This window comes from Gordoniibacillus kamchatkensis (assembly GCF_000829455.1).
In the GTDB taxonomy this organism is placed as follows: Bacteria; Bacillota; Bacilli; order Paenibacillales; family NBRC-103111; genus Gordoniibacillus; species Gordoniibacillus kamchatkensis.
In genome coordinates, this window is the sequence record NZ_JXAK01000002.1 from 38,798 (window position 1) to 52,635 (window position 13,838).

12 protein-coding genes are annotated in these 13,838 nt (G+C 58.9%); 7 read left to right on the forward strand and 5 right to left on the reverse strand.

Going from position 1 to position 13,838, the window contains the following annotated elements; all coding sequences use genetic code 11:
- Nucleotides 1-83: 83 nt before the first annotated feature.
- The 5 genes from SD70_RS01395 to SD70_RS01415 all read right to left on the reverse strand — a co-directional run bounded on the left by SD70_RS01395 (nucleotide 84) and on the right by SD70_RS01415 (nucleotide 5,315).
- Nucleotides 84-977 carry a class I SAM-dependent methyltransferase gene (locus tag SD70_RS01395; protein ID WP_041045177.1) on the reverse strand — a complete coding sequence of 298 codons (894 nt, stop codon included), beginning with the start codon at nucleotides 975-977 and terminating at the stop codon, nucleotides 84-86.
- Nucleotides 978-1,018: 41 nt separating this feature from the next.
- Entirely contained in the window at nucleotides 1,019-1,936 is a 918-nt protein-coding gene (locus SD70_RS01400; protein ID WP_041044947.1) for an NAD(P)/FAD-dependent oxidoreductase, read from the reverse strand.
- Nucleotides 1,937-1,993: 57 nt separating this feature from the next.
- Entirely contained in the window at nucleotides 1,994-2,479 is a 486-nt protein-coding gene (locus SD70_RS01405) for an RrF2 family transcriptional regulator (RefSeq protein ID WP_041044949.1), read from the reverse strand.
- Nucleotides 2,480-2,621: 142 nt separating this feature from the next.
- Entirely contained in the window at nucleotides 2,622-4,187 is a 1,566-nt protein-coding gene (locus tag SD70_RS34410) for a Fe-Mn family superoxide dismutase (protein WP_041044951.1), read from the reverse strand.
- 84 nt (nucleotides 4,188-4,271) lie between these two features.
- Nucleotides 4,272-5,315: an alpha/beta hydrolase gene (locus SD70_RS01415; protein ID WP_231570978.1), complete on the reverse strand. Its 1,044-nt coding sequence runs from the start codon at nucleotides 5,313-5,315 to the stop codon at nucleotides 4,272-4,274.
- A gap of 254 nt (nucleotides 5,316-5,569) precedes the next feature.
- On the opposite strand from SD70_RS01415, the gene SD70_RS01425 reads away from it, so the two are divergent.
- From SD70_RS01425 to gcvPA, 7 genes are all read left to right on the forward strand, one after another.
- A complete protein-coding gene (locus tag SD70_RS01425) occupies nucleotides 5,570-6,313 on the forward strand; it encodes an IclR family transcriptional regulator (protein ID WP_041044956.1) in 744 nt (247 codons plus the stop codon).
- A 561-nt stretch (nucleotides 6,314-6,874) separates the two neighbouring features.
- Nucleotides 6,875-7,915: an ABC transporter substrate-binding protein gene (locus SD70_RS01430; protein ID WP_041044959.1), complete on the forward strand. Its 1,041-nt coding sequence runs from the start codon at nucleotides 6,875-6,877 to the stop codon at nucleotides 7,913-7,915.
- A gap of 71 nt (nucleotides 7,916-7,986) precedes the next feature.
- A complete protein-coding gene (locus SD70_RS01435) occupies nucleotides 7,987-8,901 on the forward strand; it encodes an ABC transporter permease (protein ID WP_041044961.1) in 915 nt (304 codons plus the stop codon).
- Nucleotides 8,901-9,695, forward strand: coding sequence for an ABC transporter ATP-binding protein (locus SD70_RS01440; protein WP_041044963.1), 795 nt, complete (start codon nucleotides 8,901-8,903; stop codon nucleotides 9,693-9,695). The genes SD70_RS01435 and SD70_RS01440 overlap by 1 nt, the downstream gene beginning before the upstream one ends.
- 205 nt (nucleotides 9,696-9,900) lie before the next feature.
- Complete coding sequence (locus SD70_RS01445; RefSeq protein ID WP_041044965.1) at nucleotides 9,901-11,610, forward strand: amylo-alpha-1,6-glucosidase; 1,710 nt, start codon at nucleotides 9,901-9,903, stop codon at nucleotides 11,608-11,610.
- A complete protein-coding gene (locus tag SD70_RS01450; RefSeq protein WP_041044967.1) occupies nucleotides 11,607-12,389 on the forward strand; it encodes an SDR family NAD(P)-dependent oxidoreductase in 783 nt (260 codons plus the stop codon). The genes SD70_RS01445 and SD70_RS01450 overlap by 4 nt, the downstream gene beginning before the upstream one ends.
- Nucleotides 12,390-12,430: 41 nt before the next feature.
- Nucleotides 12,431-13,822 carry an aminomethyl-transferring glycine dehydrogenase subunit GcvPA gene (gene gcvPA, locus SD70_RS01455; RefSeq protein ID WP_041044969.1) on the forward strand — a complete coding sequence of 464 codons (1,392 nt, stop codon included), beginning with the start codon at nucleotides 12,431-12,433 and terminating at the stop codon, nucleotides 13,820-13,822.
- The last annotated feature ends 16 nt before the right edge of the window (nucleotides 13,823-13,838 follow it).

Genomic DNA, 13,838 nt, shown 5'->3' on the forward strand with positions numbered 1-13,838 from the left:
AAAGCGGCAACCGCTTTTCGGTATTCGCTCAGAAAGCGATCGCCGGTTTTTCCGGAATGAGAACGCAACCCGCCCCGTCAGCCTCAAATTTCTCCCGTGTACATGCTTTGATCCTGCAATCGAATCAATACTTTGCCAAAACGGCCACCCTCCTGCACGGCCACTTTGCCTGACGGATACGTTTGCTCCAAATAGCCAGCTACCGTTTTCCGAGTCCGATCATCGTCAGGCAAACCGTGAATGCGCAGCCGGTTCATCGCTTCCTGCAACGCCGCTTCCCTGGATACTTCAGTCGTCTTCATTTCCCGGGTGACAAGCGATTCGTAGGAATAGCCTTTGAGATACAGCAGATGGAGTAAATATCCGAATTCCATTTGTTTCGTTTTGAAGGGCTTATCGGTGATGAGCGGCCAGATTTCACTCACCAGACTGTGCTCCCTGGAGCCAGCCGGCATACTGATATAACAAAACTGCCGCGCGCATTGGAGCACCTTTTCCACGCTCGCCCAATCGACAATGACCGGGCACATCGAGACAAAAGCGAGATCAAAGGCATGGCTCCAGCCTCTGGCCCGCACGTCAATTTCCTCAAACGGTTCGGGTACAATCCTCACCTTGCCTTCGGTGAACTTTCCGATGTTTTGTTCCAGCAGCTCGACCAGCGGAAGGTTGGGCTCTACGGCGGTTACATTGGCCCCTCGCTGCGCGAACGGCACCGAGAATCCTCCCGAGGCGGCGCCGATGTCCAGAACGGAGGCGTTTTCGAACCGAACTCCTTGTCCTTCCAGCCAGTTCATGATGCGTTTGGCTCGCTTTCTTCCCTCTTCGTTAAACGCTTGCTCGTTGAAAGACTTGGCCTTGTCATCAAAGGCGTTGGCCGGGTTGATCCCGGATTTTTCCATCTTGTTCACGCCGGTGTCGGGATCGTTTTTCCACGCGTTTTCCCAAATGGCTTCATTAAAAAAATCGTTCAAGATCATTCCTCTTTTCACTATGGTTTATTGTGGTTCAAAAATGTTCATCCGTTCCGCTGCCAAGCCTCCATATTCAGTTCATTGTTTATGGCTGCGGCGGCAAATGCGCCCATAGAGGCGGCAGCAATGGCCTGATGCAGCCGCGATGCCGCATCCCCGGCGCTGTAGATGCCCGGAACGTTCGTTTTCCCGAAAGCGTCGACGACGACTGTTCCCGTTTCCGAGAATTGGCATCCTATGGCTCGCGGCAAATCCGATCCCGGAACCAGGTCCGGTTTAAAAAAGATCCCCCTGCACGGAATTGCCGTGCCGTCTTCGAGAACAACTTGCCGCACGATCCCGTCGTTTGAGTCGATGTGCCGGATCGGCGATTCGAAAACGGGGACACGATGCCGGCGGAGTTCCTCGCGTTCGGCGTCCGTCAGCTCGTCGGGGCCGTTCGTGCAAATTGTAAAACGGTTCGTCCATCCGGAAATCAACGGAGCGAAATGCATCAGTTCAGCCCCCTTGTTAATAACGACAAGCGGCTCGTCCCTTAATTCCCAGCCATCGCAATACGGGCAGACGAAGGCGCTTTTCCCGTAAACCTCCGCCAGCCCCGGAATGTCCAGCGGCCGGTCCTTCATGCCGACGGCAAACAGCAGCTTTTTGCTGGCAAAGGTTGCTCCTTGCGCAGTCGCAATATGAAAATGACCGTCCGTGCCCGCAATCGACACAGCCGTATCCGGTACAAAAGAGACGGACGGATAGGAGCCGATCTCTTCCTTCGCAATCCACCGAAATTCGCCAGGGCTTATTCCGTCACGGGTAACAAATCCGTGGGTTTTGCGAGTGACCGCGTTGCGGGGACGGCCTTCATCGATCACCGCCACATGTTTCCTCGCCCGCCCCAGCACGAGGGCAGCATTCAAACCTGCCGGGCCTCCGCCAATAATCGCTACATCAAGAAGTTGGGTTTTCATTGTCACTATTCTCCTCCATGGATCTACAATATCCATAATTAAATTGCAAGAAGTGAGTCACTTCTTGTTTAATGCATGATTGCACTCCTTGGAAGCCGCGTCCAGCACCGACTGGATCGTGTACTCCCGCAAGTATTGATGCAGCTGCCGTTCGGCGCCGTCCATCACCTTTTTTACGAGACATTCGCTCTGTCCCTGGCAATCCTGGTCCTGCCGCGCGGCTCTGTCCTCAGCCAGCAACCGATGCTGCTGCGAGTCCAAATTCGAGCATTCGAACAGCTGCTGCCGGCCTTCAATCACTTGAATAACTTCGAGAAATGTAATCTCCCCGGCTGGCCGTGCAAGCTCGTAACCGCCGTTCACTCCCGGTACAGCGCGTACGATCCCGTCCTGTCTCAGCTTGGACATGATTTTGGATAAGTAGCTTTCCGAAACGCCAAGTGTCGCGCATAGCTCCTTGATGCCGATGTTGTTGCGGCGCTCTGATTGTGCCAAATGAATTAAGGCGTGCAGGGCGTAATCGGTGCTTTTGGAGAACTGCATGGTTCGTCCTCCCTTCACAAAGGATTGTTATCATTATGGACCTATGATATCCATTATAACAGTGCAGCTTCAATTTGCAATAGCATGAAAAGAGTGCGGCGTTCCATATGCCCCGGGCTGTTCGCCCGGGGCTTTACGCGCGCTAGTACGCCGGCCACCTGAGCTGGCGCGCTTTCGCAAACCGTTCCTCGACGAACGGCCAGTTGACGACGTTCCACCATGCAGCCACATATTTGGCGCGCTCGTTGCGGTATTTGACGTAGTACGCATGCTCCCAGACGTCGAGCGGGAGAAGCGGAACGACGTCTTGCTGCGACAAGTTTTGGTGCTTCTCGGCCTGCAAAATTTCCAGCCGCCAGCTGCGCGGGCACCAGACGAGCAGCGCCCAGCCGCCGCCTTCCACTTGATTCGCGGCCTCGCTGAAATGGCTGTGGAACTTCTCGAACGAGCCGAAGCTGCCGTCGATAGCCGCCGCCAGCGCTCCGTTCGGGCGTCCGCCGCCTTTCGGGCTCATTGCGCTCCAGAACAGGGTGTGCAAGTTGTGGCCGGCGCCGTGAAACGCAAGCTCACGTTCCCAATGCTTGACCAGCGCAAAGTCGCCAGCCTCGCGGGCTGCCGCAAGCTTCTTCTCGGCGCGGTTCAAGCCTTCGACATAAGAGCGATGGTGCTTATCGTGGTGCAGCCGCATCGTCGCTTCGTCGATGTGCGGCTCCAGCGCATCGTATCCGTACGGCAGCGGCGGCAGATGATGGCCGCCGATCGGCACCGGGGCATGCCCGGGCGTATCCGGAAGCGACCATAGCCCTTCGCCGGTAGCAACTCGCTCGAAATCACCCGAAGCGAAGAAAGCGTCCGCGGAAGTCGGAACCACATGCAGGTAGGCGAGTTCGCGGGTGTCGTCCTCCTCCGTTATTATTGCGTCATCTGCTGCAGATTCCGCCATACGGGCTGCCTCCGCCGCACCCGATTCCCGCACCGGCCCTGCTGTTTCCGTTTCCGCTAAGCCACCTTCTGTTGCCGCTTCCCTTTCCGCTAGGCCAATTGCCGGCTCTGCTGCCGATTCCGCAACGCGGGCAGCCTCCGCAGAACCCGATTCCCGCACCGCTTCCGCAGCTTCCGTATCGGTCATGCCTTGTGCCGCTGCCTCCGCCACGCCGCCCGCCGGCGCTGCCGGTGCCGCCGGAGGCGATACCGCCGGCGACGGCTGCTCAGGCACAGCAGCGCTTTCGGGCGCAGCAGGCCTTGCCGGCGCGCCCGGCGCGTACGAGAGCGGCTGATTCGGCGCAAGGAGCGGATCGCCGGCCTGAAGCACGCCGAGAAAATATTCGGACTCGCGAATGATGTGCTCGAGCACCGTTTTGACTACCGGCCTGCTGCGGATCGGCGCGCTTTCGCCCTCCATCCTCATCAAATGCCGGATGAACTGCTCCGACTGCACGGCCGAAACGGTAAGCAACCGGCTTACTTCGGCGTGCTGCGGCTGCGAGACGACGAGTCCGCCATGCACCGCGGCTTCCAGCATGCGCCCGGCGGCCATCTCGCTTTGCTCGAACACGCTCTCCCACTCGCTCAGCAGCGCTGCGAAAGGCGCTTCCAGATCGGGCGCCAGCGCGCGGATGACGAGCGTATGCTCGCGCTCTTGCATTTTCCAGAATCGGATTTCTTCCAGAACACGTATCGGCATCAGGGTGCCGTAAACTCTTAACATGCAACAATCCCCTCCCCACGGGCAAATGGCTTCTTTTACCATGACGGATTCCGCTGAAGCCATTATATTCGGGGGAGGGGATCGCTATACTCGCCATTGTCGATTAACGCGGGCCCGAGAAGCTGCTCCATTCGACCGTATTCGCCCGCAAAAACTGCAGCGTACGCTGCTTGTATTGCTCCGGTTCCGCGCGGTACAGCAGCTCGTGCGTGGCGTTCGGCAGCTCCCACAGCTGCTTGCCGTACGTGCCTTTCTGATTCGCGTACAGACGCTCGATCGTCTCGTACGGAGCGCGTTCGTCCTGCTTGCCGTGGATAAAAAAGATCGGCATCCGGTAGGCGGTCGATTCCACTTTCGTGTACGGAACTTCCCGCAGTTTGACGCCGTTGAGCAGCGGGAAAACCAGCGGATCAGCGGCAGCGAAGGATAGCGCGGCAAATCGACAACCTGGCGCATATTATGGTAAAGAGTGTCGGGATTGAGCAGGAACGTGCTGTCGAGAATCATTCCGCTGATCGCCGTGCCGTTCTCCTGCAGCGCCGCCTGCAAAGCGGTGCCGGCCCCCATCGAGAAGCCCCAGATGAACAAGTTGTGCGCACCTTTGTCTTTCATGTAATCGAACGCGCCGAGCAGCTCCTGCGACTCGCGGATGCCGCCGGTTACGATGCGGTCGCCACCCTGCACATAGCCGTAATCGAACATGAGCACGTTGTAGCCAGCGTCGTGCAGCATTTTGGCCAAGCTATAGATCGGCACCCAGATCTCCTCGCGGTTGCCTCCGTACCCGTGCGAGAAAATGACGGTATTCGTTGACCCTGCCGCCGGCAAATACCAGCCCTGCAGCGTCGATCCGCCGCCCCGGCTCGGGAAGGTGACGTTCTCATACGGAACGCCGATAGCGGCCTGCGGATTGCTTTGAAGCGGGTCGATATGCGGACGGGCGAGCGTCCAGGCGATATAAGCGTGAAAAGCAAGAATGAGGCTGACACCGAGCATTGCGAGTGAGATCAGGGCGGTGAGCAGCCATCGTCCGCGTCTGCGGCGCAGCGTGCCGGCAGTTGTGGAAGCGCTGCCAATAGCAGCCGTCGCAAGGGGCGTTTGCGGTGTTTGAGGTACGGGTGCATCCATACGGGATCCTCCTAGAAGCGATTCATTTGTGACTGGGGCGACGGGGGACGGAAACGGATGACCGGGGAGTCGATCGGTGTAGTTCCAGTGTATGACCCGTTCGATCCGGAAGTCAACGATTCCGCGCAATTGTTAGCCGCCTGTAACGACGCTGTAATATTTGTCGAAAGGGCTTTACGCAAGGACGGGCGATCCGTTATACTGAAAGCAACATGGTTTCATTTGGTGAAACTCGAATAGGCGGTGACGGGCTGATGGAGGATGGGAAGCTGACGGTGCGCGCGGTCGAACGCGCTTTGGATATTTTGCTCTGTTTTACGGAATCGACGGAGCTGAGCTTGACGGAAATTGCCGGCAAAGTGAAGCTGCACAAAAGCACGGTCCACCGGCTGCTCGCTTCGCTGGAAGGCAAAGGTTTCATACTGCGCGACGTGTCGACGGAGAAATATCGGCTCGGGTTCCGGCTGTGGGAGCTGTCGGCGAATCTCGCCCAGACGGACGACCCGAGCTTGCTGCTGCTGCCGGAGATGGAGCGGCTGCGCGATTTGGTCGGCGAGACGGTGTCGCTCTACGTGCGCGACGGCAAAGAGCGGGTCCGCATCCAGGCGGTGCAAAGCAGCCAGGCGATCCGCCGCGTAGCCCCGGTCGGCGCGCGCATGCCGCTGTACGTCGGCGCGTCGAGCAAAGTGCTCGTCGCCTTCGGCGAGCCGATGGTCGTCAGCGAGATGCTGCTTGATCCGGAATGGCCGGCCAGCCTCGACCGCGATTTGTTCGTGCAGCAGCTGCAGGAGACGAAGCGGCTCGGCTACGCGACGAGCGTGGAAGAGCGGGAGCCCGGCGCCGCCGCCGTGTCCGCGCCGATCTTGAACCGGGCCGGGCGTCTGATCGCCGCTTTGGCAGTTTCCGGTCCGTCGAACCGGCTGACGCTGGAAAAAATGCAGGAGCAAGCGCCTCTGATTATGGAAGCGGCCAAGCGGATGGGGACAATGCTGAAATGACGAGGGCTCATGGCAGCATGCCGCATCGTCAGTACTGGCGGAGGGTACGGCGTAGCATACCATGATTCTCCAGAGCGGGAGCCGCCGCATTCCGTCCGCATTCGGCGCCGATCGAGGCCGGCTCTAGCCGCCCAACTGGGCAGCCCTCCGCAATCGGCCGAAAGCCCCCTCCCGTCTGTTCCGTAAGCGTTAGAAGCGCTACCCGCCTTTTGCGTTGGGTGGCTGCCAAGGAGTGCCGTCGGGCCGATGCATCTTCACGACCTCTCTCGACGCAACCCGTTATTGCGCATCAAGCGTACAATTTTCAATTGACGGCATAAGACAAGCGCCTTAAACTGTGGTAAGAAAAGCTTCTATCGAACTATTTTCGAAGATGAGCGACCTACAAGTTTTGCGAAGCAAAACTCGCTTCGTAAGCGATGCAGCTTTTCAGGCGGAATCAGGAAGCAGCTGAAGGAAGCTTATACTTTCTGATTCTGTTCATAAACTTTCCTGCTTTCGCGCGTGAAATTTCCAACTTTGCTGTCGCACGTACTATATTGAAAGGGGTTAAAAAGAACAATGAAAAACAAGGTATTATTTTCTCTCGTTATGTCGGCTGTGCTCGTCGGCGCCGTCGGCTGCGGCAAGAAAGACGCGCCTGCGGCAGCGGGCTCGAACACGCCGGCCGCTCCTGCAGCAAGCGGCAAAACGTACAACATCGCCATCTCGCAAATCGTCGAGCATCCGTCGCTGGACGCGACCCGCAACGGCTTCCTCGCTGCGCTCAAAGACGCCGGCATCGTCGACGGCCAAAACCTGAAGGTCGATTACAACAACGCGCAGGGCGACTCTGCCAACAACTTGTCGATCGCGCAAAAGATCGGCGCCAAGAGTAACGACCTCGTTCTCGCTATCGCTACGCCGTCGGCGCAAGCGGTCGTGCAGCAAGTGAAAAATTCGCCGGTGCTGTTCGCAGCCGTCACCGATCCGCTCGGCGCGAAAATCGTCAGCAACCTGGATAAGCCGGGCGGCAACGTCTCCGGCGCGTCAGACACGAACCCGGAAGCAACCGTTCAGCTTGTGAACTTCATTACGACCAACTTCAAGAACGTGAAAAACGTCGGCGTCGTCATCAATACGGGCGAGCCGAACGCGGTCGTTATGGCCGACAGAGCGGAGAAGGAGCTGGCGAAGAGCGGCGTTAAGCTCGTTCGCGCGCCGGTAACGAATACGTCCGAAGTGAAGCAAGCCGCCGAGTCGCTCGTAGGCCGCGTGGACGCGTTCTACATTACGCTCGACAACATGGTCGTCAGCGGCGTCGACGCGATTATCCAGACGGCGAACAAGAACCATATTCCTTTCTTCTCCAGCGACCGCGATACGGTTGAAAAAGGCGCCTTCGCCACTGTCGGCTTCAAGTATTTCGATCATGGCTACCAGGTTGGGCAAATGGCCGTCGATATTTTGAAAAACGGCAAAAAGCCGGGCGACATGAAGGTAGGGATGCAGGAGAAGCTCGATCTGATCCTTAACCTGAAAGCGGCGGCTGCGCAAGGCATCACCGTCACCGACGCCATGAAAAACGCAGTCAAGGACAAAACGAATAACATCATCCAGTAACCATCGCAACCAGAACCGGGGTGAACGCGCCTAATCGTTCACCCCTTACTTTCATATTTGGGGGATTTGTTATGATTGGCTCGTTAAGCGGAGCAGTCGAGCTCGGACTGCTGTATTCGCTCATGGCGCTCGGCGTGTTCATCACGTTCCGGATTTTGGATTTCCCCGACTTGACGGTCGACGGAAGCTTCACTACCGGCGCGGCGGTGACGGCCATCATGATTTCGCACGGCAACTCGCCGTGGCTCGCTACGCTCGTTGCGTTCGCCAGCGGGCTGGCGGCAGGGGCGTGCACCGGACTGCTGCACACGAAGGGCAAAATCAACGGCCTGCTGTCGGGCATTCTGATGATGATCGCGCTGTACTCGATCAATATGCGCATTATGGGCAAGCCGAACATCTCGCTGCTCGGCGTCGATACGATTTTCGCGTCCATCTCGCCGCTGGTCTTCATGCTGATTGTCGTCATCATCGTGAAGCTGCTGCTGGACGCGTTTCTGCACACCGATCTCGGCCTGGCGCTGCGGGCGACGGGCGACAACTCGCGCATGATTCGCAGCCTCGGCGCCAATACGGACTCGACGACCATTCTCGGCGTCAGCTTGTCGAACGGCCTCGTCGCCGTATCCGGCGCGTTCGTCGCGCAGCAGTCCGGATTCGCGGACATTTCCATGGGCATCGGAATGATCGTGATCGGGCTCGCTTCGGTCATTATCGGCGAGGCGATTTTCGGCTCCGGCTCGGTGTTCCGGGCAACGCTGGCGGCTGTGCTCGGTTCGGTCGTATACCGGCTTGTCGTCGCCTTCGCGCTGCGCGTCCAATGGCTGGACGCTTCCGATTTGAAGCTCATTACGGCAATCATCGTCATCGTGGCCTTGGTGCTGCCGACCGCACGGCGCTCGGTCAAGGCGAGGAGCGCCGCGCGCAGACGGTCGCTCGAGCTTGCGGCTGCGGCTGCCGCACCGAAGCAAGGGGGTGTGCGCTGATGCTCGAGCTGTCGCAAGTATCCAAGCTGTTCAACCCCGGCACGGCGGATGAGAAAATCGCCTTGACGGACATCCGGCTCAAGCTCGCCCCCGGCGATTTCGTTACGGTGATCGGCAGCAACGGGGCCGGCAAATCGACGCTGATGAACATCATTTCCGGCGTCATGAAGCCGGATTACGGCGAAGTGCTGATCGAAGGCAAGCCGATTCACGCGCTGCCCGAATTCCAGCGCAGCCGCTGGATCGGCCGCGTGTTCCAGGACCCGATGGCCGGCACGGCGCCGCGTATGACGATCGAGGAGAACCTGGCGATGGCGTACGCCCGCGGCAAGCCGCGCGGCTTCCGGCTCGGCGTGAATCGCAGCAAGCGGGCGATGTTCCGCGAGCAGCTGCAGCGGCTAGGCATCGGCCTCGAGAACCGGCTGCGGGCTAAAGTGGGACTGCTCTCTGGCGGCGAGCGGCAGGCGCTGAGCCTCCTCATGGCGACGTTCACGAAGCCGCAAATTTTGCTGCTCGACGAGCATACGGCGGCGCTCGATCCGGCCCGGGCGGAGCTGATCACCCGTCTGACGGACCAAATCGTGCGCGACCTCGGGCTGACAACCTTGATGGTGACGCACAATATGGAGCAGGCGATCCGTCTCGGCAACCGCCTCATCATGATGGATAAAGGGCGCATCATCCTCGACATTCCGGAGGAGCGCAAGCGCCATTTGACCGTAGAGCAGCTGCTCGGCGAATTCGAGCAAATCAGCGGGCACCAGCTGTCCGACGACCGCATCGTGCTCGGCTAAAACGCGTGGCAAGCAGCGCCATATCACCTGCTTCGAACAAAACTCATACCGTGATCTAACGAAAATGCACCCGGCATTTTGCTTCCAACAAAAAGAGAACAATTGACACATAACTCCGCTAAGAAATCCGTTCATGAACGGATTTTTTTTATATACAATTTCCTTGAAACGAAGTCGCGGACGACATGGGAGAAAAGGTGCAAACATGCTGCTTAACTTAAGTCAGGTGCCATTCAGCGCGTTCGGCTCGTACATGGCCATTTCGGAAACGGCGGGGAGCAAGGCGGAAAAAGGCCTTTATTTGAAAAGCGTGCGCGGGGGCGACGAAGACCCAGGTCTCGCTTTTCGCCTGGAACTTACGCGCCAAGGCGAGCCGGTGCCGTATCGTTACACGGCGACGGCATCGCAGCTCGACGTCATCGCGGATGACGGCTGCGTACAGTTTTGTTTTCAAGAGCCTGATGTGATCCGGATAACGGGCCATAGAGCGGGACTGCGGCTCGTCGCGGTAAACGAAACGTACGATTATGCCGTTGCCGTGCCGGAAGGAGTGGAGGTCAACAGCTACTCCAAAGAAACGAGGTTCGGCCTGTACCCGTTATCGGGCGTACTGCGGACGGACGCGCCTTGGGAAAAGTCCAGGTGCACCGCTATCGCGTTCGAGATGGCGCCGGGGGAAGGCGAGGACGGCTTCGAATTGCTGCTGCATGAATACCGGGTTCAGCCAAGAGCTGACGTTCGCGGCTTGCTAAGCGGCGGGCCGAAGCGGACGGAGGAACATTTTACAGCGTATCTGGATCGCACGCTGCAGTCCCCGTCCCGCTACGAGGAAGCGAGAAAGCTGGCGGCGTACATTACATGGTCCTGCGTAGTCAGCCAGGAAGGGTACTTGCCGCGCAGAGCGATGTACATGTCGAAAAACTGGATGACGAACATTTGGAGCTGGGATCACTGCTTTAATGCGATGGCGCTCGTGCGCAGCGACCCGGACCTGGCGTGGGACCAGTTTATGATTTTTTTCGACCGGCAGCACGAATCGGGCATGCTGCCCGATTTGATGAACGACAAGTATGCGCTGTGGAACGGCTGCAAGCCGCCGATTCACGGCTGGACGCTGGCCTGGATGATGGACAGGACGGATCGGATCGGCACCGAGCGTTTGCGGGAAGTATATGAGCCGCTGGCCAAGTGGACGAACTTCTGGTTCCGGCATCGGGACGACGACCGGGACGGCATTCCGCAGTACAACCACGGCAACGACAGCGGTTGGGACAACGGTACGGCGTTCCATTTGGGGGTGCCTGTCGAGACGCCGGATTTAAGCGCTTTCCTTGTGCTGCAGATGGAGGTGCTGGGGAACATTGCGTCGCGCCTCGGCCTGGAGCGCGAAGCTTCGGAATGGGACAGCCGGGCGAAGGCGCTGCTGCACGGCATGATCGACCATTTTTGGGACGGAGAGGCGTTCCGCGCGAAGCTGTCGGGCAAGCATACGCCTTCGGTCGGGGATAGCCTGCAGCTGTTTTTGCCCATCGTGTTGGGTAGGCGGCTGCCCGAGCCCGTCATGCGCAAGCTGGTAGAGGGGCTCAAGGAGCAGGGCCGCTTTTTGACCGGGCACGGCTTTGCCACGGAAAGCGTTCGCAGCGAATTTTACGAGGCGGACGGCTACTGGCGGGGGCCGATCTGGGCGCCGTCCACGATGCTTGTATACGAAGGGCTCAAAGCTTGCGGCGAGCATGAATTCGCGCTGGACATCGCCGCGCGGTTTTGCGGCATGGCGGCGAAGAGCGGCATGGCGGAAAACTTCGACGCCGTGTCGGGCGAGGGGCTGCGGGACCGGGCGTTTACGTGGACCTCGAGCGTATTTCTAATGTTGGCAAATGAGCTCTATCAAACTAAGGGGGACACGAAACGATGAAGGACAGTATGCTCAGTTTGCAAGGGAAAGTGGCCGTCATATCGGGGGGAGCGTCGGGCATCGGCTTCGCAACCGCCAAGCTGCTTGCGGAGTACGGGGCGCATGCGGTAATTGTGGACATCAACGAAAAGCAAGGGGCAGCGGCGGCGGACAGCCTTGTGCGGGAAGGGCTGAGCGCATCGTTTCAGCACTGCGACATCACCTCCATTCGCGATTGCGAGCAGGCGGTGCAGCAGACCGCTGCCGCCTTCGGCCGCATCGACATTTTGTTCAACAATGCCGGGGTCATTCGCCGCAAATCGGTTGTGGAGCTGGAAGAGCGGGAATGGGACCAGGTCATCGATATTTCGTTAAAAGGCGCCTATCTGCTGTCCAAATTCGCGATTCCGGTCATGGCCGACGGCGGGGGAGGAACTATCGTTAACACCGGCTCGGGCTGGGGGCTGGAAGGCGGCAGCAGAGCGGCGGCGTACTGTGCGGCCAAAGCGGGAGTCGTCAATTTGACGAAGGCGATGGCGATCGATCACGGGCCGCAGAACATTCGCGTCAACTGCGTCTGTCCCGGCGATACGGACACGCCGCTGCTGCGCGACGAAGCGAAGCAGATGAACATGGAGGAAGCGAAGTTTATGCAGTCCTCCGCCGCGGGACGTCCGCTCGACCGCATCGGAACGCCGGAAGATATCGCCAAAGCGGTCTTGTTTCTGGCAAGCGACATGTCCTCGTGGGTGACCGGGTCCGTGCTGGTCGTCGACGGCGGCGGTTTGGCCGGAAATTAACCGGACGTTAGCGAAATCAAATCGAGCTCAGGAGGCAGAACATGAACGGACCTTATAAGCCGCATCCGTACATTCCGAACACCGTGCCGGAGGTACAGCGGCAAATGCTCGCCGAAATCGGCGCGTCCGGCATCGAGGAGCTTTACCGCGGCATTCCCGAGGAGCTCAGATTCAAAGGGCAAATGAACGTGCCTCCGGCGCTTACGGAGTACGAGCTGCAGCGTCATATCGAGAAGCTGCTGGACACGAACGTTTCGGCGAAGCAATATGTGAACTTTCTCGGAGCGGGCTGCTGGCAGCATTTTATCCCGGCGGTGTGCGACGAAATCAGCCAGCGCTCCGAATTCGTCACGGCTTATGCCGGAGAACCGTACGAGGACCACGGCCGGTTCCAGACTCTGTTCGAATATCAAAGCCTCGTTGCCGAACTGGTCGATATGGACGTCGTCAACGTGCCTACGTTCGATTGGGCCCAGGCGGCCGCTACGTCGCTTAGGATGGCGGCGCGGATTACGGGGCGAAGCGAAGTGCTGCTGCCAGCGATCATCCATCCCGAACGGAGAATGATCATTGAAAATTATTTGTCGCCGGACATCCGCTGCGTCTATATCGACGCCGATCCGAAGCTGGGGCTGCTGTCGGTGGACGACCTGCGCGCCAAGCTGTCCGAGCGCATTGCGGCGGTCTACATCGAAAATCCTTCTTACGCCGGCATCGTAGAGCATCGCGGCGCCGAGATAGCCGAATACGCCCATAAGGCCGGAGCGCTGTTCGTTGTCGGCGTAGATCCGATTTCGCTCGGCGTACTGAAGCCTCCGAGCCAGTTCGGCGCGGACATCGTCTGCGGCGACTTGCAGCCGCTGGGCATCCATATGCAGTACGGAGGGGGCCAGGCGGGCTTTATCGCCACACGCGACGAAGAAAAGTTCGTGATGGAGTACCCTTCCCGCCTGTTCGGCATCGCCCCCACGGCGGTGGAAGGGGAGTACGGCTTCGGCGATGTCGCGTACGAACGGACTTCGTTCGCCAAGCGGGAAAAAGGAAAGGAATCGGTCGGCACGCAAACGGCGCTGTGGGGCATCACGGCGGGCGTGTACCTCGCTTTGATGGGACCGCACGGGATGCAGGAAGTGGGGCGGACGATTGTCCAAAATGCGAAATACGCAGCGCTTCGGCTGAGCGAAATCGAAGGTGTCGGCATCCGCTTCGCGGCTCCGTTTTTCAAAGAGTTCGTGGTCGATTTCACCCGGACCGGGAAAACGGTGGAGACGGTGAACAAGCGGCTGCTGGAGATGGGCATTTTCGGCGGCAAAGATCTTTCGGCCGAATATCCGGAATGGGGGCAGTGCGCGCTCTATTGCGTTACGGAGATCCATACGAAAGAAGATCTGGATAAGCTCGCAGCATCTGTTCGGTCTATCGTTCAGAGCTAATTTCAAACGTGAAAGG

Coding starts and splice junctions, on each gene's coding strand:
- SD70_RS01400 (WP_041044947.1), bottom strand. CDS start 1,936: ATGAAAACCCAACTTCTTGATGTAGCGATTATTGGCGGAGGCCCGGCA.
- SD70_RS01405 (WP_041044949.1), bottom strand. CDS start 2,479: ATGCAGTTCTCCAAAAGCACCGATTACGCCCTGCACGCCTTAATTCAT.
- SD70_RS34410 (WP_041044951.1), bottom strand. CDS start 4,187: ATGTTAAGAGTTTACGGCACCCTGATGCCGATACGTGTTCTGGAAGAA.
- SD70_RS01415 (WP_231570978.1), bottom strand. CDS start 5,315: ATGGATGCACCCGTACCTCAAACACCGCAAACGCCCCTTGCGACGGCT.
- SD70_RS01425 (WP_041044956.1), top strand. CDS start 5,570: ATGGAGGATGGGAAGCTGACGGTGCGCGCGGTCGAACGCGCTTTGGAT.
- SD70_RS01430 (WP_041044959.1), top strand. CDS start 6,875: ATGAAAAACAAGGTATTATTTTCTCTCGTTATGTCGGCTGTGCTCGTC.
- SD70_RS01435 (WP_041044961.1), top strand. CDS start 7,987: ATGATTGGCTCGTTAAGCGGAGCAGTCGAGCTCGGACTGCTGTATTCG.
- SD70_RS01440 (WP_041044963.1), top strand. CDS start 8,901: ATGCTCGAGCTGTCGCAAGTATCCAAGCTGTTCAACCCCGGCACGGCG.
- SD70_RS01445 (WP_041044965.1), top strand. CDS start 9,901: ATGCTGCTTAACTTAAGTCAGGTGCCATTCAGCGCGTTCGGCTCGTAC.
- SD70_RS01450 (WP_041044967.1), top strand. CDS start 11,607: ATGAAGGACAGTATGCTCAGTTTGCAAGGGAAAGTGGCCGTCATATCG.
- gcvPA (WP_041044969.1), top strand. CDS start 12,431: ATGAACGGACCTTATAAGCCGCATCCGTACATTCCGAACACCGTGCCG.